Below are 19,277 nucleotides of genomic sequence, written 5' to 3' on the forward strand. Positions count from 1 at the left end.
GTTAGTTCACTCCCCCGAAATTCGCGGTCAACGCTTTGATAGCACTTTGCAACGTAGATGACTCGTGCGTACCCTGTGCCGTAAAATCGCGGATGACGTCCCTGTAGCGAATCGCAGCGTCGATCTCCCGGTTCGTCCCCGGTTTGTAGGCTCCGATGTTGATCAGGTCCTCTGCTTCCGTGTAGGTGGCCAGATGCTTTTTCAACTGACGGGCCGCTTCCAGATGGCTGTCGCTTACGATCTCCGTCATGACCCGGCTTACGCTGGCGAGTACATCAATCGCAGGAAAATGTCCTTTTTGCGCAATTTTCCGGTCCAAAACGATGTGTCCGTCCAGAATCCCGCGAACCGCATCGGCGATCGGGTCGTTCATGTCATCCGAATCTACGAGCACGGTGTAAAAGGCGGTAATGCTACCGCGATCCGCTGTACCCGCCCGCTCCATCAGCCTCGGCAGCAATGCAAAAACGGACGGAGTGTACCCACGGGTTGCAGGGGGCTCACCAATGGCCAGCCCGACTTCCCTTTGGGCCATGGCAAAACGGGTGACGGAATCCATCATCAGCATGACGTTCATGCCGCGATCACGGAAATACTCAGCGATTGACGTGGCAATCATGGCGCCTTTGATCCGGATCATGGCGGGCTGGTCCGATGTGGCTACGACGACAACGGATTTCTTTAATCCTTCTTCCCCCAGATCCCTTTCAATAAACTCCATGACCTCCCGACCGCGTTCCCCGATCAATCCGATCACATTGATATCTGCCGTCGTATTGCGCGCGATCATTCCCATCAAGGTACTCTTTCCGACACCGGATCCGGCGAAGATACCTACGCGTTGGCCTTTCCCGATGGTCAGCAGTCCGTCGATGGCTCGGACACCTACGCTCAACGCTTCTTGAATTCGCGGGCGCAAAATCGGATTGGGCGGCAGGTTGTTCGTCGGAAAGGAGGTCAGTCCCACTGGCAGTGTGCCTTGAAACGGCCGCCCCAGTCCGTCCAAGACGGAGCCGAGCATTTCAGGACCGACCTTGACTTCCAGCGAACGCCCCGTCGCGACGACATCGCACCCCGGGCCGATCGCCTCGAGCTCGCCAAGCGGCATGAGCAGTACCTTGTTTTCTCGGAACCCGACTACTTCTGCGATGATCGGCTCGCGGCTGTTGCTTGGAAACAGGTGGCAAATTTCCCCGAGCTTGACTTCGGGGCCTTGCGACTCGATTGTCAGTCCGACGACTTGCGTGACCTTTCCATTCACACGCATCGGATCGAGCCCGAGCAAGGCGTGTTTGTATTTGGACAGATCGAGAATGCTCATGGCGCTTCACTTCCTCGCGCGATTTCAAGCAGTGCCTGCCTGATTTCCGTCAATTGCGTATCAATGCGTGCATCGACGCTTCCGAGAGGGGTGCGAATGACACATCCGTCATCTTGTACGGTGTAGTCCGGGTAAATCGAAAGCTCCGCTTGGCCATCCAGCAGCTCAAGCAACTGCGCCCGATGTTCTTGTACGAAGTCAAAATGTTTGTGATTGACGCATACCGTGATGTGTCCGTGGACTCTCGAGCGGCTCATCACTCGCTTCACGATTTCCAGGACCTTCTCCGGTGCCTGTGCCAGCTCTGCCGCAATCACTTTTTTCGCCACCTCGATGCTGAGCTCCACCAGGAACGGCTCCGCTTCCGCTACAATGCGCTGTTTTTCAGCAAACGCACTCTCCAACACCGTGCGGGCTTGTCCAACAGCATTCGATTCTTCCTCGTATGCCTGCTGCTTCCCCGCTTCATAGCCAGCCAGATGTCCTGCGCTAGACGCTTCTTCGTGAACGTTTTGAAACAGTGTTTCTGCTTCTGTGCGCTTTTGTTCCCACCACAGCTCGACCTCCTGCATCGCCTGACGCCTGATCTCCTCGGCCTGCTGGGCTGCCTGCTGCAATATTTTTTGAGCGGATTCTTCCGCGTCCCGTATGATGTTTTGCGCTTCTTCCTCAGCCGCGCTTAAAATTTTTTGATTTTCTTGCAACCTTTCCGGATCAACTTCCGTCTTTAGTGGTACAGGTGTCACAGAAAGGAGCACGGAATCGTCAGAAGGCTGATAAAAAGAGGCTTTGATGATTCTAGACAATGATATCATCTCCTCCACCGCGAGCGATGATGATCTCACCAGCCTCCTCTAAACGGCGGATAATCGCAACAATGCGGGACTGAGCTTCTTCGACGTCGCGCAGACGGACAGGACCCATGAATTCCATTTCTTCTTTGAAGGTGTCCGCCATCCGTTTCGACATGTTGCGGAAAATAACTTCCCGTACTTCCTCGCTGGACACTTTGAGCGAAAGCTGGAGGTCTGCGTTCTCTACATCGCGAATGACGCGCTGGATGGAACGGTTGTCCAACGTTGCGATGTCCTCGAATACGAACATGCGCTTCTTGATTTCTTCCGCCAATTCGGGGTCCTGGATCTCCAACGAGTCCAGAATGGTACGTTCGGTACCGCGATCGACACCGTTGAGTACCGCCACGATGGCTTCGATACCGCCGGCCTGGGTGTAGTCCTGGGTGACTGTAGCGGAAAGCTTTTGCTCCAGCACTTGCTCGACTTGTGCAATTACCTCCGGAGATGTGCTGTCCATCATCGCAATCCGCTTCGCTACTTCTGCTTGGCGTTCTTGCGGCAAAGCCGACAAGATCATCGCCGCCTGCTGTGCCTCAAGATAGGACAAGACCAATGCGATCGTTTGCGGATGCTCATTTTGAATAAAGTTCAAGATTTGGCCGGGGTCCGCTTTTCTGGCGAAATCAAATGGCCGCACTTGCAAGTTGGCGGTGAGGCGATTGATAATATCCATCGCTTTTGTCTCGCCCAAGGCCTTCTGCAAAATTTCCTTGGCGTATGTAATTCCGCCTTGCGCGATCACTTCTTTTGCCACTGCGATCTGGTGGAACTCAGCCAAGATTTTGTCTTTTTCATCGTTATCTACTTTTCGAACATTGGCGATTTCCAACGTCAATTGCTCGATCTCGTCTTCACGCAAGTGTTTGAACACTTGGGCGGAGATTTCCGGCCCGAGTGAGATGAGCAAGATAGCCGCCTTCTGTCGACCAGTCAACTCTTTAGCGCCGCGAGCCATACTTTTCACTCCTTAATCTTCTGCTAGCCATGTACGAAGCAGGACGACAAACTCTTCTGGCTTGCTTCGCGCCAGTTTTTCCAGCTGCTTCCTGACGACCACCTGATCTCCGTCTTCCTGGTATATCAAGTCAGGAATTTCTGTAGGCTGGGACGATGACAGCAAGTCCGGAGCCTCTTCTTCTTGCTGTTTGACCTGACTTCTTCTCCGCAGAATGAGGAATGCGACCGCTGCGAGCGCCAGAACTGCAATACCGCCGACTGTCCAAAGAACGGTGGGGCTAAGCGAATTGGAGTCTTGCGCAGCTACTTTTCCAGAGAATTGACGCGGCAGGACGGAAATATGCTTGTCCAGTTCATCTTGAGTCAAATCGATTCCTTGATTGCTCAAGGTAACCCGTACGACATTGCGCAATACTTGCTTGATGCTCTCTACCGTCGCATCATCGAGCTGGCCGCCGTCTGGAGGCTCCACGCCCACATTGATCGTGACGTCTTCGATTTTGTATGGACTCAGTGTGATGTTTCGCGTAATTCGGTTTACTTCCCGGTTGATCGTATCGTTCAATTCTTCGTAGTCACTGTTGCTGCCTTGCGGGGTGCTTGCAGGATAGCTGGGGACTGCGCTTGCGCCCGTACCGGCAATTCCTCCCGGAGGTGCGCCTTGACCCGAGAACGTTTTGGATAATTTTTGAGAGGAAATAATAAGTCCTTCGTTATTTTCTTTGTCAGGAGCTTCCACGAGATTTTCTACGCGATTTTCCTTGTCAAAGTTCATTTTAATAAACGTATGGACAATTACTTTGTCTCTACCCATGATGGTGCCGAGCAGATTGTACAGGTTTTGCTGAATATTCTTTTCCACTTCAGCCTTGATTTTTTCTTGTTGATTAAAACCGGTGAGCGTTCCTTCGCTTTCGTTTTCATCCGCGCGCTCCAAAGGATTGGAGTACTGGTCCGTAATGGCGATGGCATCCATCGGCAGCTTCGGCACACTTCGGGAAACGAGCAGGTAAAGCGAGTTGATTTGTTTTTGGTCCAGGGTCGTACCCGGCTCGACATCGACGATGACCGAAGCGGTAGCCGTATCGGGGGTTTCTGTTACCCAAACGCTTTCTTCCGGCAGCGTGATCATGACCTGTGCGCTTCGCACACCCTTCACCCGCTCCAGCATTTTGCGCAGTTCTTGTTGAAGGGCTTCCTTTTTCATCACATCGAACTGGCGATCCGTGACGCCGAGCGTATTGGAAAAGATCTCCGAATTGATGCCAGCCTCGCTAGGTATGCCTTGCGCTGCCAAATCCACAATCACATCCTGTGCCATTTTTTCCGGCACCTCGATGCTCGTTCCATTGCCGGTAATCCGGTACGGAACCTTTGCACTTTCCAGCTCTTGTTTGATTTTCCCGATTTCCTGTTCACTCAGCTTTTGATTGTAAAGCGGTGTATATACCGGCTGCGCCGCGATGTATATGTATAGCCCGAGTGAGATGAGCAGAAACAAGGATATTCCTGCGATCATCCATTTTTGCTTTTTGGAAAACTGGTTCCATCTTGACGCAAGCTGTTCTCTGAATACTGCTATACGTTCGTTCATGATTCACCTCTCACAGGATACCAACAACAATCATATCGTCATGCGCATGATTTCTTGATAAGACTCGATCACCTTGTTACGTACCTGTAAGGTCATCTGCAACATGTTCGAAGCTTTTAATCCTGCCACCATTACTTGGTCGATGTTGTCAATCTGTCCAGCTGCAAATTTGTCTGCCAAGATCGAAGAATCCACTTGGGCTTGATTCACTTGGTTCAGAGCATCCGATAAAAAGGCGCCGAAATCTTTCGTTACATCAGCAGGTGTTTGCGTCTTGGCTACTCCTGCCGTCTGAATCGGTGTGATTTGGGATAGCGAATGGATTTCCATCGATTACTTCTCCTCTTTACCTGATTTCCAAGGCTTTCATCATCATGTTTTTCGTTGCGTTCAAAGCCGTAATATTGGCCTCGTACGATCGGGAAGCAGAGATCATGTCCACCATTTCCTTCATCACGTCGACGTTTGGCATCAGGACATAACCTTCTTTGTCTGCGTCCGGGTGGGACGGATCGTACACCAGTTTGAACGGTGTCTCGTCTTCCTTGATTGCTGTTACCCGCACGCCTTGGCTGCCATTTTTCCCGGTCACGTTTCCTACTGCCGCCTGCAGCAAGTTTTCGAACGACTCACCGGATTTCGGCGAGAGTTCCACCATTTTTCGCCGGTACGGCTGCCAAACGCCATTCACGAAATTCGCTCTGGTTGTTTCGGCATTCGCGATATTCGAAGCGATCGTATCCATGCGAAGCCGATTAGCAGTCAGTGCAGATGCACTCGTGTTGATTCCCTGAAAGAGACTCATCCCTATTTCCCTCCGCCGTCAATGACACTTCGTATTTTTTGGTACGCTCCGGCCGTTAGTTGAGTCAAACCGCTGTACCAAATCTGGTTTTTGGCCAATTCGGTTTCTTCCGCTTCCAAATCGACATCGTTCCCGTTATTTTGTACAAAGTTGTTTGGGTTGGAAACGATTTGCGGAGTTGCAAAACCTCCCGCATTGGCAAATGGTATGTGCTTTTCATTGGTGCGATATGCTTCCAACTTTTGCTGTCCCCGTGCGCCAGATAATTCCTGCTGAAGGTACTCTTCGAATACGACTTGCTGGCTCTTGTATTGAGGGGTATCGATGTTAGCTAGATTGTTCGCGATCGTTCTGTTTCTAAGGTTTGCAGCATCCATTGATCGCTCCAGGACCTGCATATGATAGCTTCCCAGCATCGGCTTTTTCTCCCCCATTCATTACCAACTCGATTTCGCAAAAACGCTATAATTCTTCCATATTCGACATCCAAGATACGAATCAATCATAGCAAAACTGCTATACCGAAAAAAGCCCCTTTTCATGACGATTTTCAAAATGATTCAATGGCACTAAATGCCTGTTCTTTCCTGATTTTTTACTACATTTTACATTTCCCCATGGAAAAATCCCATATATTTGAAAGCTATATGTCCCGGGTTCCATTGCGATACCGACGTAAAATCATGTCACAAATTGTTGAAAACAGGACTATGGTCCCATGAAAAAAGGCGCAGCACGCTCTCGTGCTGCACCTTTTTTTAACGAACATTAAATTTTTCGTGAAGGGATTTACGAAGTTTTCAACTTCTCCAGCTCTGGCAACAGCTTCTCGTTCAGTACTTTGATAAACGTACCTTTCATACCCAGAGAGCGGGATTCGATCACGCCTGCGCTCTCCAGCTTGCGGAGCGCGTTTACGATCACGGAGCGGGTAATTCCTACGCGGTCGGCAATTTTGGAAGCGACCAGCAAACCTTCTTTGCCTTCCAGTTCTTCAAAGATATGTTCGACTGCCTCCAGCTCGCTGTAAGACAGGGAACCAATCGCCATTTGTACGACGGCCTTGCTGCGAGCTTCTTCCTCAATCGCTTCAGAGCGCTCGCGCAGAATTTCCATGCCTACTACCGTGGCCCCTACTTCTGCCAAAATCAAATCGTCATCGACGAACTGATCGTTGATTCTGCCCAGAATCAGTGTACCCAAGCGGTCTCCTCCACCCATGATCGGCACGAGCGTGGTCCAACCGGCGCGGAATACCTCTTTCATTTCCACAGGGAAAATCGTGTATGGGCTTTCTACGTCCAGGTTGGCGGAGGTTTCTTCGACTTTCAGCAGTCCTTGGCTGTATTCTTCCGGGAATCGGCGGTCTTCCAGCATTTTGCGGATACGGGCGTTGTCCATTTCTTGATGGATGGCAAACCCGAGCAGCTTCCCTTTGCGGCTGACTACGAATGTATTCGCTTCGATGACATCGCTCAAAACTTGCGCCATTTCATTGAAGTTTACGGCATGCCCTGCAGATTTTTGCAGCATGCGGTTAATTCTTCTTGTTTTCGACAAAAGATCCATCTGTATTTCCTCCCAATGTATAGGTGATGCTTTGCACTAACGTCCCTTTACAGGATATATTGGCTCAAATCCTTATTCCCTACGATAGTACCCAGTTTTTGCTTGACGTAATCAGGGGTGATTTGCACGACCTCCAGGTGAATATCGGGAGCCTCAAACGACAAGTCTTCCAGCAGCTTTTCCAAGATGGTATGCAAGCGTCTGGCCCCGATATTGTCGGTGCTCTGGTTCACTTCCGCTGCGAGACTGGCCAGCTCGGAAATGGCTTCCGGCGTAAACTCCACCCGAATCCCTTCCGTTTCCAGGAGGGCGATGTACTGTTTCAGCAGCGCGTTTTTCGGCTCTGTCAAAATCCGCACAAAATCTTCTACTCGAAGACTGGTGAGCTCTACCCGGATCGGGAAGCGTCCTTGCAGCTCCGGTATCAGATCGGACGGCTTCGCCATATGGAAAGCGCCGGCAGCTATGAACAAGATGTAATCGGTTTTGACAGGACCGTACTTGGTCATGATGGTAGAGCCTTCTACAATCGGCAAGATGTCCCGTTGCACACCTTCTCGGGAAACGTCCGGACCACGGCCGTCTTTGCCCGCGATCTTGTCGATTTCGTCGATGAAGATGATCCCGTGGTTTTCCGCCCGGCGAATCGACTCCTGCGTGACCTCATCCATATCCACCAGTTTTTGCGCTTCTTGCTGAATTAATACCTTTCGTGCATCTTTTATTCGCAATTTTCGTTTCTTCGTCCGTTTTGGCAGGAGGCTGCCAAGCATATCCTGCATTTGCATCCCCATTTGTTCTGTACCCGGAACCTGGAACATGTCAAACATCGTAGGGGATTGATCCTCGACGTCAATCTCGATCATCTGGTCTTCCAATTGGCCATTCGCAAGCTGCCACGATACTTGTCTGCGCTGCTGCTCGATGGAAGCGTCCTCCGGCTCTTGTGCGGGAGTCTGCTGGTTTTGCCCTCCAAAAAGCATTTCGAGAGGGTTTTTAAACGAGCTTTGCTGCTTGCGCGATGGAACCAGGACGTTCACAATGGCATCGTTTGCGAGCTTTTCCGCCTTCTCTTTGACTGCTTCCATTTTTTCCTGCTTCACGGTACGAATCGAGGCTTCGACCAGATCCCGAACCATGGATTCCACATCTCTGCCGACGTAGCCCACTTCCGTGAATTTTGTCGCCTCTACTTTAATAAACGGGGCGCCCGTCAGCTTGGCGATCCGGCGGGCGATTTCCGTTTTTCCGACGCCAGTGGGACCGATCATCAAAATGTTTTTCGGGACGACTTCTTCAATCATTTGCTCCGGCAAGCGGCTGCGGCGATAACGGTTGCGCAAGGCAACGGCGATGGCTTTCTTGGCTTGTGCTTGCCCGACGATGTATTTGTCCAGATGCTCAACGATCTTACGCGGGGTTAGTTGCTCAAGATTCAGCACGTAAACGTCCTCCCTTATGCTCTATTGGATTTCATCCACAACCAAGTTGGTGTTCGTGAAAACACATATTTCCGCAGCCGTGAGAAGAGATGCTTCCGCAATTTCCCGTGCGCTCAAATGGGGAGCGTATTTTTTCAGTGCCCGTCCAGCAGCGAGTGCAAAGCTGCCGCCGGAGCCGATCGCCAAAATTCCATCATCCGGTTCGATAATTTCACCGTTGCCCGAGATCAGCAACAAGTGGTCTTTGTTGAGTACAATCATCATTGCTTCGAGGCGGCGCAGCACTTTGTCCATGCGCCATTCCTTTGCCAATTCGACGGCCGCACGCTGAAGGTTGCCGTGGTACTCCTCCAGCTTGCCCTCGAATTTTTCGAAGAGCGTAATGGCATCCGCCACCGATCCGGCAAAACCAGCCAGGACTTCGCCTCGGTAAAGCCGTCGCACTTTCTTTGCGCCGTGCTTCATGACCATGCTGTTGCCAAAAGTGACTTGACCGTCTCCGGCCATCGCGACTGACCCATTATGCTGTATGGCGAAAATCGTTGTGGCATGAAATTGTTCCATGACTGATTCCTCCCGTTCTATGTACGATTGGCGGAACCGGTATCGCGCGTACCCGCACGCGGATGAGCGGTGTTGTATACATGGCGGAGCCTCTCCTTGGTCACATGCGTATACACCTGTGTCGTCGAAACATTCACGTGTCCGAGCAGCTCCTGCACCGTCCGAAGGTCAGCGCCTCCATTTAGCATATGGGTGGCGAATGTATGGCGGAACGTATGCGGAGACACATGCAGATGGAGCGCGTGCGTTTCGACGTATTTGTCGATCACGCGGCGAACGCTTCTGTCAGACAACGGCTCACCACGGTAGTTGACCAGTAGATATCCATGATCCTTGAGACCAGCCAGAAGCTTTTGTCTTCCATACTCTAGGTATTGCCGAAGAACGTCGCAAGCATAACTTCCCACCGGCACATACCTTTCTTTTGCCCCTTTTCCGTATACGAGCGCGACACCCATGTTTGGATCGATCGCATCTACGGAGAGTGTAACCAGCTCCGTGACTCGTATGCCGCTCGCGTACAGCAGTTCAAAAATCAGCCGATCTCTCACCCCGAGTGGAGTCGTCATATCCGGCAGATCCAAAAATGCTTGAACTTCTTGTGGATACAAAAAGGTAGGAAGTTTCTTCTCCATTTTGGGAGTCGAAACGAGTTGGAATGGATTCCCTTCCAATAACCCTTCACGCAACAAAAAACGAAACAGGCTGCGCAAACTGGAAAGCTTGCGGGCAATACTTCGCCTGGAGAGGCCTTTTTTCGCCAGATGCGCGAGAAAGGAGCGACCATGCAAATAAGAAACAGCAGCAAATGCGGTGATTTGGTGCTGTTCCATAAAGGCGACAAATTCGCGGATATCTGCCACATACTGCTTCACCGTGTGAGGAGAGGCGTTTTTTTCTACTTGCAAATAACGGGTAAACATCGCAACTTCAGATGCGAGCTGTTGCGAAATGTCCATACGGGATGCACCCTCCTCGAAGCACCTATATAGTAACACAGTCGAAAAACGGATATCAACGTAAATTGTGTCGTTCTTGTGTAAAATTCTGAATTGTATCTAGCGCCCGCTCAGCGAGTTTTTCGTTCTTTTCCCGTTTGTTGCGAATACGCGTGGGAAGCTCCGGAACGAGTCCGAAATTCGCATTCATTGGCTGAAAATGCTTCGAATCTGCTGTCGTGATATATCGGGCCATGCTTCCCATGACTGTCTCGGGAGGAAGGACTAGCAGCTCTTCGCCTTTTGCCAAGCGGGCTGCATTGATTCCCGCCAGCAGACCGGAGGCTGCGGATTCTACATACCCTTCCACGCCGGTCATTTGCCCTGCGAAGAACAGCGTGTCCCGATCCTTGTACTGATACGTCGGTTTCAGCAGCTTCGGCGAGTTGATGAAGGTATTGCGGTGCATGACGCCGTAACGGACGATCTCGCAGTTTTCCAGACCCGGTATCAAGGAGAATACGCGTTTTTGTTCCGGCCATTTCAGATGCGTCTGGAAGCCGACGATGTTGTACAGGGTAGCGGCTCCGTTGTCTTGGCGTAGCTGGACGACCGCATACGGCTGCTTGCCCGTTCGCGGATCGGTCAGCCCGACAGGTTTCAATGGGCCAAACAGCATCGTCTGACGACCGCGCTTTGCCATGACTTCGATCGGCATGCAGCCTTCGAAGAAGATTTCTTTCTCAAATTCCTTGAGCGGCACTGCTTCCGCTGCAATCAGTTCCTCGTAGAAACGGTTGAATTCTTCTTCCGACATGGGGCAGTTCAAGTAGGCAGCTTCCCCCTTGTCGTAGCGGGAAGCCACGAACACCTTCTCCATGTCGATCGAGTCCTTCTCCAGAATTGGTGCAGCCGCATCGTAAAAGTAGAGATAATCTTCCCCGGTCAGGTTTCTCAGCTGTTCTGACAGAGCGGGGGATGTGAGCGGTCCTGTGGCGATCACGACGATGCCTTCCGGAATCTCCGTAATCTCCTCCGTTGCCACTTCAATCAGCGGGTGGTTGCGGACTGCATCGGTCACATACTCCGCGAACTCGTGGCGGTCGACGGCGAGAGCTCCGCCTGCCGGTACCGCACAACGATCCGCTGCCCCGATGATAACCGAGCCCATTCGGCGCATTTCTTCCTTGAGCACCCCGACCGCATTGGTCAGCGAATTGGCGCGCAAGGAGTTGCTGCAAACAAGCTCAGCGAATTTATCGGTGTGGTGGGCAGGCGTCTGCGTTTTCGGTCTCATTTCATACAGTTTTACGGCGACACCGGCTTGGGCGATCTGCCAGGCCGCTTCACTGCCCGCCAGTCCGGCGCCCACCACGGTAATTGTAGGTTGTGTCATGATGAATATCCTCCAATGGTCAAAATCGCATCAGGAGTCTGCGTCTTCCTGGTAATCGCATTTGGTGCAGACGATGCTCACGCCTTGCTTCTTACGCTTCTTTTCCACCAGCATACTGGAGCATTTCGGGCAAGGGCGGGCGATCGGTTTGTCCCACGAGACGAAATCACATTCCGGATATCGGTTGCAGCCGTAGAAAATACGGCTCTTTTTAGATTTACGTTCGATAATCATTCCGGTTTCACATTGCGGGCACTTTACTCCCGTTTCTTTTACGATTGGCTTGGTATTCCGGCAATCCGGGAACCCGGAGCAAGCCAAAAACTTTCCATAACGCCCCAATTTGTAAACCATGACCCGACCGCACAACTCGCATGTCTCGTCGGATTCTTCATCCTTAATTTCGACTTCCTTCATTTCTTCTTCCGCGAAGGCAACCCGTTTTGCAAAGTCACCGTAAAACGCATCGAGAACATCTACCCAGTTGGCGATCCCTTCTTCGATGCTGTCCAGACCGCTTTCCATATGGGCCGTAAACTCCAAGTCCAGAATCTCCGGGAAGAACTCCTCCATCAAGGTAATGACGATTTCTCCTAATTCAGTCGGAACAAATCGTTTTTCCTCGAGGGCGACATAGCCGCGTTTTTGAATGGTTTCCAACGTTGGAGCGTATGTAGAAGGTCGACCGATGCCTTGTTCCTCCAGCGTCTTTACTAAACGTGCTTCGGAATATCTGGGAGGTGGCTGCGTAAAGTGCTGCGACGGTTCAATGGTTTTCTGTTCAAGGGTCTGTCCCTCTTCAATCGGTGGCAAAAAGCTCTCTTCCTCGTTTCCGTCATCGCTTCCTTCAATATATACCTTCATAAAGCCAGGAAACTTTACCTTGGAGCCGGTGGCCCGGAAGATGACATCTCCTGCCTTGATGTCTACGCTCATCGTATCCAGCACCGCAGAGGACATTTGACTTGCGAGAAAACGCTCCCAGATCAAGCGATAGAGGCGCAGCTGATCACGGGACAAAAACTCTTTGATTTCATCCGGTGTACGCATAACCGACGTGGGACGGATCGCTTCATGAGCATCCTGGGCATTCTCGTTTTTGGCAGCAGTACGAGGTTCGGACAAGACGTACTCGCTTCCAAACTTTTCTTGTATGTATGCTTTTGCTTCCTCTTGCGCGGTAGCAGAAATCCGGGTGGAGTCTGTACGCATGTAGGTAATCAAACCGACTGCGCCCTCTTTGCCGCCGACGTCAATCCCTTCATAGAGCTCCTGAGCAATTCGCATGGTTTTGGCTGTACGGAAATTAAGCTTTCGGGCTGCCTCTTGCTGCAAGGAACTGGTGATGAAAGGAGGTGCCGGATTCCGCTTGCGTTCGCGTTTCGTTACTTTTTGAACGACATACGGTTGATCCGCCATCCTTTTGTAGACTTCCTGAACATCCGCCTCCGACTTCAGTTCAACCTTTTCATCCCCATAGCCGTAAAATTTGGCCTCAAAGTCCTTTCCGTTGCTGATGAGCTTCGTTGTGATCGTCCAGTATTCTTCCGGAATGAATTGCTGGATTTCCCGCTCCCGATCCATAATCATTTTGACGGTAACGGATTGCACCCGACCGGCACTAAGACCCTTGCGCACTTTTTTCCACAAGATCGGACTGATGTTGTACCCGACCAATCTGTCCAGAATGCGGCGGGCCTGCTGAGCGTTCACCAAATCCATATTGATGTGTCTCGGGTGTTTGAACGCTTCCTTGATGGCGTCCTTCGTGATCTCATTAAACACAACGCGAAGCGGCTGGTTCAAATCCAACCCCAGGTATTGAGCCAAATGCCACGCAATTGCTTCCCCTTCGCGATCCGGGTCAGCCGCCAGATATACTTTCTTCACTTTTTTGGCGGAATCTTTCAGGGTCTTCAATACGTCCCCTTTGCCGCGAATGGTTATGTATTTGGGTTCAAAGCCACGTGTCACATCCACACCCGTCTGACTCTTCGGGAGGTCGCGCACATGTCCCATCGATGCTTTGACAATATATTTGCTACCCAGATATTTTCCAATGGTTTTCGCTTTCGCAGGGGATTCTACGATTACGAGCGTATCAGCCATTTTTTTCCTCCCCTTTTAGTAAGGAATCTTCCCTATTATTAAATATGCTTATCCGGTTTGTCAAACACTTGCAAGGCGCACGGGAAGCGGAGGAAGCCGAGGCAGGCTTTAACGTCTCGCGAAATACCCGCCCGGAAGGCTGGCAACCATCCCTTTCGCTTCCAGCGTCAAAAGACTTCGGTGCAGCATCCTCACCGCCTCCGGCCGCAGCAGCAAAGCCACTTCATCCAGGTGGGTTCCTTCATGGGACAAGACTCGCAGAACTTCCCGCTCATGATCCTCGAGCTGCTCGCCGTGGGCCGATTGTTCCTCACACGCAGCGGCCTGCTTCGGGAGCATGTGCGCCCACTCCTCCAAGACATCCGCACTCGTTGTTACTAGCTTTGCACCTTGTTTGATCAAGTTATTCGGCCCTGCACTGACCGATGAAAAAATCGGACCAGGGACGGCAAAAACATCTCTTCCCTGTTCCAATGCGCAATCCGCCGTCACCAGCGATCCGCTCTTTTCTGCTGCTTCCACCACGAGAACGCCAAGACTCAATCCGCTGATAATGCGATTGCGCTCCGGAAAAAGACCTGCCACCGGAGGCGTCTCGGGCGGATATTCGGAGACGAGCAGGCCTAAAGACTCAATTTTCTTGTACAAGGAGCGATGCCCGGCTGGATAAACATGGTTCATTCCACATCCCAAAACGCCAATTGTCTTTCCATTTGCCCTCAGTGCCGTCTGATGCGCTTCTTCATCAATACCATAGGCCAGTCCCGACACGATAACCAATCCTTGCCGTGCCAGGTCTTTGACCAGATGTGCGCAGCTCGCCCTCCCATACGGAGTGGGCTTCCGCGATCCTACGACACCGATCGCCGGTTGGTGCAAAAGGTCACTCTCGCCTTTGCAAAACAGCGTAAGCGGAGGATCGGGAATGTGCCGAAGCTTGTCGGGAAAGTCATCGTCCAGAAAGCAAAGGTACTGGATGTCCCTTCTGTTTCTTTGTTCGACAAACAAACGAGCTGTTTCTTCCTTTATATGTTCGCGTACTTGCTGCGAAACCTTTCCGGGCAGCTTCCACTGTCTTTCTACCGTCTGCCAGTCAGCTACCGCCGCGGCAAACGACCCGTATTCGTCAAATATCGCCCGCAGCCGCTTCCTGCCCAATCCCGGTACCATTCCAAGCACGTACAGCCAGTCTCTTTCCTGCAAGCCATGCTTCGACACGTTCGGACCCCTCCCCTTACTCCTATCCAATGGTCTTAGGAGCTATTCTAACCAATGACAGAAGTCCGTTCAAAAAGAAAAAGGCAGACAAGTCGCTGCTTGCCCACCTTTTTCAACCCCAAACCTTATTTATTCATAACTTTGTCGAGCATGCCGCGTTCTTTCAGCAGCTCAACGAGTGTTTCGCCAATGACAGCTGGAGTTTTCGCTACGCGAATGCCGCATTCTTCGAGCTTCGCGATTTTTTCAGCAGCTGTACCTTTTCCGCCGGAAATGATTGCACCAGCGTGACCCATGCGTTTTCCTGGAGGCGCAGTTTGACCGCCGATGAAGCCGACAACCGGCTTTTTCATGTTGGCAGCGATCCATTCTGCTGCTTCTTCTTCAGCGGTACCGCCAATTTCACCGATCATGATAACCGCTTCGGTGTCTGGGTCTTCGTTGAACATTTTCAGTACATCGATGAACTCCATACCTTTTACAGGGTCCCCACCGATACCGACAGCAGTGGATTGACCGATGCCGCGGGTAGAAGTTTGGTGAACCGCTTCGTACGTCAAGGTACCGGAGCGGGATACGATACCCACTTTACCCGGAGTGTGGATGTAGCCTGGCATGATACCGATTTTGCACTCGCCTGGGGTGATGACGCCAGGGCAGTTCGGTCCGATCAGCTTGGTTTTCTTGCCTTCCATGTAGCGTTTCACTTTCACCATGTCCAGAACCGGGATCCCTTCCGTAATGCAGATCACCAGATCCAGTTCAGCGTCAACCGCTTCCATGATCGCGTCAGCTGCAAACGGAGGAGCAACGTAGATAACAGATGCATTTGCACCCGTTTTTTCGACTGCTTCTGCTACGGTGTTGAAAATCGGAATACCGTCAACCTCAGTGCCACCTTTACCTGGTGTCACACCACCCACCATTTGTGTACCGTATTCAACGGCACCGCGAGTGTGGAACAGACCAGTTGCACCCGTAATCCCTTGCGTAATTACTTTTGTATTTTTATTAACGAGAATACTCATCGCGTATTTTTCCCACCTTTTTTATGACGTGTAGGAATTTATAAGCGCAGGGCACTTATAAATTTCCGGAGCGCATGAAAGCTTTCCGCTACGTTATTCTTACGTATCAGACCGCTTCGATTACTTCACCAAAGCAACGATTTTTTCAGCGCCGTCTGCCATGGATTCAGCAGCTACGATGTTCAAACCGGACTCGCCCAGGATTTTCTTTCCGAGGTCTACGTTGGTACCTTCAAGGCGAACAACCAGCGGTTTGTCCAATTTGATTTGTCTCGCAGCGTTCACGACACCGTTTGCAATGACGTCGCACTTCATGATACCGCCGAAGATGTTGACGAAGATGCCTTTTACTTTTTCATCGCGCAGGATGATTTTGAACGCTTCGGTTACTTTCTCTTCGGTAGCGCCGCCGCCTACATCAAGGAAGTTTGCAGGATCGCCGCCGTAGAACTTCACGATGTCCATGGTAGCCATTGCCAGACCTGCACCGTTTACCATGCAGCCGATGTTGCCATCGAGGGCGATGTAGGACAGATCGAACTTGGAAGCTTCGATTTCTTTTTCATCTTCTTCATCCAGGTCGCGCATTGCCACTACGTCAGGGTGACGATACAGCGCGTTGCTGTCGAAGTTCAGTTTGGCATCGAGTGCCATTACTTCTCCGTCGCCGGTAACAACCAGAGGGTTGATTTCCGCGATAGAGCAATCTTTGTCTACAAATGCTTGATACAAGCTCATCATGAACTTGGCAGCCTTGTTGACCAGCTCGTTTGGAATGTTGATCGCATAAGCCAGTCGACGAGCTTGGAACATATTCAAACCAGTTACTGGATCGACTACTTCTTTGAAGATTTTTTCCGGAGTGTTGGCTGCAACTTCTTCGATCTCTGTACCGCCCTCTTCGGATGCCATCATCACTACGCTGCCGGTTGCACGGTCAACGACCACACCTACGTAGTATTCTTTCTTGATATCGCAGCCTTGCTCGATCAGAAGACGTTTTACTTCTTTACCTTCTGGGCCGGTTTGATGAGTAACCAGTACTTTTCCGAGGATTTCCTGGGCGTATGTACGCACCTCATCCAGATTTTTTGCCACTTTCACACCGCCGGCCTTACCGCGGCCACCTGCGTGAATTTGCGCTTTTACTACACATACTTGTGTGCCGAGTTCTTTTGCGGCTTCGACAGCTTCTTCTACAGTGAAAGCTACGCGGCCTTCCGGAACTTTCACACCGTACTGCTTAAGTATCTCTTTACCTTGATACTCATGAATGTTCATTCTCCATCCTCCTATGGCAGATAAAGATCAGCAGGCGCAATGACTGATACATAAACAAAAGACTGTTCCAGTCATTATCGCCACTATCAGTGCAACAGTACCTATTCTACGACAAAAATCGCAAAAGTGGTAGTCATATGTTCTCTTTATCGTGACCATTCTGCTTCCGGTTCATAAGGGCAATCCTTATTTTTGCGCAGGTTCTAATAACTTCCAGACTGACTTTTGCAGCTGACTGTGCCCATACCATACTTGGTCGATACAAAAATGGCGCTCGTAGAAAATGACAGTCCGCTCCTCCCCGTTTACGCGAAAGTGAACCCGGTATTGCTCCGGACCGACTTGCTTCGGCGCATCGCCCAGCCGTACCCCTGTCTTCAACAGTCGAACAATCTGATGAGCTTTCCCTTGCTCGACCGTGCTCTGGGTGACATCCAGATTCCTCTCGTTCACACGCATCTCTCCGGTCGCTTCCGCCCGAATATTCGTTGCCTTAAAAAGTTTCTCGATCGGTTGCCCCGGATTTTCCTTCGGTACCAAGTATTCCGTCAAGCGGGAAAACATGGATCCGTCCACCTGAAAATACTGCGTGTCCCTCCCGAATGGAACCGAGATAAGCGTAGGCGTCAACACGGTTACTTCCAACGGACGCTCTGCAGAGTCAAGACGCAATTTGTAGTACGGATACAAAGGGTGTTGGCTCTGCGGCATTTCCGTTTCAGGAACCGCCTTGCCCAGTACGGCTTGGATATACGTCGTCTCTTTATCCTGAAGTACCCGTGATAAGGTGAGATCCTCCGCGCTCAGCAAAATGCTGTCGGCTCGCATGGCCAACAGCCCCTTCCCTGTCAAGCGATGCACCCATTGATAAAATGTGGCGGCTCCAGTACCTCGATACGTATTTTCTCCGAACTGGCTCGCCTTCTCTCCCACAGTGACAACAAGAGGTGCCAGCTGTTTCCGGTACAAAACAAGCGTGAACCGGGCTTCCTCCTGCTTCAGCGGCTCGTTCGACAGCTGGAGATCCTTCCCTTGACCTTGCAGTTCGTTCAAAAATGTGGGCAAGTCCAGGGCGACTTCCTGACCGTCTGTCGACATCACCGTTACTTTGTCCACGGTCCCCAGCTCGGTTCGGATCCGCTCCCGCATGTCCGCATCGGTCACTTTTGCGTTTTGCGCACAACCCGTTACCATTGCACACGCCACCATGAGCGAAAACAAGTAGGTACGAAAAGACGATTTCATGAAGAAATCCTCCTTTATGTAGCCGTCTGCAAGACCCCTGCGTCAAAGAAGTCCCAAGCGACGGCTGATTTCGCTGCCAAGCTTACGCTTTACGTAAATTTCCCCAATTTGATGGGGATCCTTCACCACGACCGAACGATTGTTGGTTCGGATGACCACAAATTTGTCTCCGTTCTTGTCCAACCCACAGATCAATTCCGATGCGACCTCCACAAAGATGGCAACCACGTACTGATCCTTGACTTTCTTCAGTGAGATTTTGGGGAACGGCGATAGCAGCGGCGACGTTTTGTCCTGGATGTACTGCGTGATGGCCAGCAAGTATTTGTCCGGGTCCCCGTACTGCTCGATTTCGTGATTGACCCCGGTTATGACGCCTTCGTCCGTAATGCCCAGGAACAAATTACCGTTGTTTGAATTGGCAAACGCCACAATCGTCTTGATGATTCCGCTTTTCGACAACAAAAAGTCGCGTTTGAATTCAATCATGTCATTCTCTCCGAGCTGAGTCGCCACAAGAGGGTCGTCTACTCTTCCCAAGTAGCGAAACCTGCTGATCGCCCCCAGTCGGTAGACGTATTCCTCGAACAGATCTGCGGACAGCGCGAGATCTTCCAATACTGCATCCGTGTTCTGCCACAATTTATACGTCTGTGGAGAGAAACACATGTCAAACAAAACAGTGCTGCCGAGTGAACGGATGTTCATCCCGATGGCAGCAGGCCTCGCGAGACCAGTCTGATACGGCGGCTCGCACTCGGCCTCCATGACTCCCGAATGCAGCAGGTAGTCGAAATAATGCCGAGGCAATGCAGCGTGCTGTCTGAGAAGTTCTCGCTCCACACTCCCCCGCCTGGTCTCCTGATACAAGTCAAAACGCACACATTGTTCTTCCCACTGAGTCACTACTGCTACAAAGGAGCAAATATGGCGCATGATTCCCCTCGTTCGTC

General features: G+C 51.2%; 18 protein-coding genes. All 18 read right to left on the reverse strand.

Annotation, left to right across the window (positions count from 1 at the left end; translation table 11 throughout):
* Position 1: 1 nt before the first annotated feature.
* Positions 2–1,321: a flagellar protein export ATPase FliI gene (fliI, locus tag RGB73_RS17600; RefSeq protein ID WP_310764022.1), complete on the reverse strand. Its 1,320-nt coding sequence runs from the start codon at positions 1,319–1,321 to the stop codon at positions 2–4.
* Positions 1,318–2,136, reverse strand: a complete 819-nt coding sequence (gene fliH / locus RGB73_RS17605; protein ID WP_310764023.1) for a flagellar assembly protein FliH — start codon at positions 2,134–2,136, stop codon at positions 1,318–1,320. The genes fliI and fliH overlap by 4 nt, the downstream gene beginning before the upstream one ends.
* The gene (gene fliG / locus RGB73_RS17610; protein WP_310764024.1) at positions 2,120–3,133 is read right to left on the reverse strand and encodes a flagellar motor switch protein FliG; all 1,014 of its coding nucleotides are present in this window, start codon (positions 3,131–3,133) and stop codon (positions 2,120–2,122) included. The genes fliH and fliG overlap by 17 nt, the downstream gene beginning before the upstream one ends.
* A 12-nt stretch (positions 3,134–3,145) precedes the next feature.
* On the reverse strand, positions 3,146–4,729 hold the full coding sequence (gene fliF, locus RGB73_RS17615; RefSeq protein WP_310764025.1) for a flagellar basal-body MS-ring/collar protein FliF: 1,584 nt from the start codon (positions 4,727–4,729) through the stop codon (positions 3,146–3,148).
* A 30-nt stretch (positions 4,730–4,759) separates the two neighbouring features.
* Positions 4,760–5,059 (reverse strand): flagellar hook-basal body complex protein FliE, encoded by a 300-nt coding sequence (fliE, locus tag RGB73_RS17620; protein ID WP_310764026.1) that lies wholly within the window; start codon positions 5,057–5,059, stop codon positions 4,760–4,762.
* Positions 5,060–5,075: 16 nt separating this feature from the next.
* Entirely contained in the window at positions 5,076–5,534 is a 459-nt protein-coding gene (gene flgC / locus RGB73_RS17625) for a flagellar basal body rod protein FlgC (protein WP_310764027.1), read from the reverse strand.
* 2 nt (positions 5,535–5,536) lie between these two features.
* Positions 5,537–5,950, reverse strand: coding sequence for a flagellar basal body rod protein FlgB (gene flgB / locus RGB73_RS17630; protein ID WP_310764028.1), 414 nt, complete (start codon positions 5,948–5,950; stop codon positions 5,537–5,539).
* A 373-nt stretch (positions 5,951–6,323) separates the two neighbouring features.
* On the reverse strand, positions 6,324–7,103 hold the full coding sequence (gene codY / locus RGB73_RS17635; protein WP_310764029.1) for a GTP-sensing pleiotropic transcriptional regulator CodY: 780 nt from the start codon (positions 7,101–7,103) through the stop codon (positions 6,324–6,326).
* Between the two features lie 47 nt (positions 7,104–7,150).
* On the reverse strand, positions 7,151–8,545 hold the full coding sequence (gene hslU, locus RGB73_RS17640; RefSeq protein ID WP_310764030.1) for an ATP-dependent protease ATPase subunit HslU: 1,395 nt from the start codon (positions 8,543–8,545) through the stop codon (positions 7,151–7,153).
* Positions 8,546–8,566: 21 nt separating this feature from the next.
* Positions 8,567–9,109, reverse strand: coding sequence for an ATP-dependent protease subunit HslV (hslV, locus tag RGB73_RS17645; RefSeq protein WP_310764031.1), 543 nt, complete (start codon positions 9,107–9,109; stop codon positions 8,567–8,569).
* Between the two features lie 17 nt (positions 9,110–9,126).
* On the reverse strand, positions 9,127–10,068 hold the full coding sequence (gene xerC, locus RGB73_RS17650; protein WP_310764032.1) for a tyrosine recombinase XerC: 942 nt from the start codon (positions 10,066–10,068) through the stop codon (positions 9,127–9,129).
* A 55-nt stretch (positions 10,069–10,123) separates the two neighbouring features.
* Positions 10,124–11,443, reverse strand: a complete 1,320-nt coding sequence (gene trmFO, locus RGB73_RS17655) for an FADH(2)-oxidizing methylenetetrahydrofolate--tRNA-(uracil(54)-C(5))-methyltransferase TrmFO (protein WP_310764033.1) — start codon at positions 11,441–11,443, stop codon at positions 10,124–10,126.
* 30 nt (positions 11,444–11,473) lie between these two features.
* Entirely contained in the window at positions 11,474–13,552 is a 2,079-nt protein-coding gene (gene topA, locus RGB73_RS17660) for a type I DNA topoisomerase (protein ID WP_310764034.1), read from the reverse strand.
* Between the two features lie 108 nt (positions 13,553–13,660).
* On the reverse strand, positions 13,661–14,770 hold the full coding sequence (dprA, locus tag RGB73_RS17665; RefSeq protein ID WP_310764035.1) for a DNA-processing protein DprA: 1,110 nt from the start codon (positions 14,768–14,770) through the stop codon (positions 13,661–13,663).
* 125 nt (positions 14,771–14,895) lie between these two features.
* Complete coding sequence (gene sucD / locus RGB73_RS17670; RefSeq protein WP_310764036.1) at positions 14,896–15,798, reverse strand: succinate--CoA ligase subunit alpha; 903 nt, start codon at positions 15,796–15,798, stop codon at positions 14,896–14,898.
* 120 nt (positions 15,799–15,918) lie between these two features.
* Positions 15,919–17,079: an ADP-forming succinate--CoA ligase subunit beta gene (gene sucC, locus RGB73_RS17675; protein ID WP_310764037.1), complete on the reverse strand. Its 1,161-nt coding sequence runs from the start codon at positions 17,077–17,079 to the stop codon at positions 15,919–15,921.
* Between the two features lie 186 nt (positions 17,080–17,265).
* Positions 17,266–18,324: a hypothetical protein gene (locus RGB73_RS17680; RefSeq protein WP_310764038.1), complete on the reverse strand. Its 1,059-nt coding sequence runs from the start codon at positions 18,322–18,324 to the stop codon at positions 17,266–17,268.
* Between the two features lie 42 nt (positions 18,325–18,366).
* Positions 18,367–19,260, reverse strand: coding sequence for an AlbA family DNA-binding domain-containing protein (locus tag RGB73_RS17685; RefSeq protein WP_310764039.1), 894 nt, complete (start codon positions 19,258–19,260; stop codon positions 18,367–18,369).
* Between the last annotated feature and the right edge of the window lie 17 nt (positions 19,261–19,277).

This window comes from Brevibacillus brevis, from assembly GCF_031583145.1.
Classification (GTDB): domain Bacteria; phylum Bacillota; class Bacilli; order Brevibacillales; family Brevibacillaceae; genus Brevibacillus; species Brevibacillus brevis_E.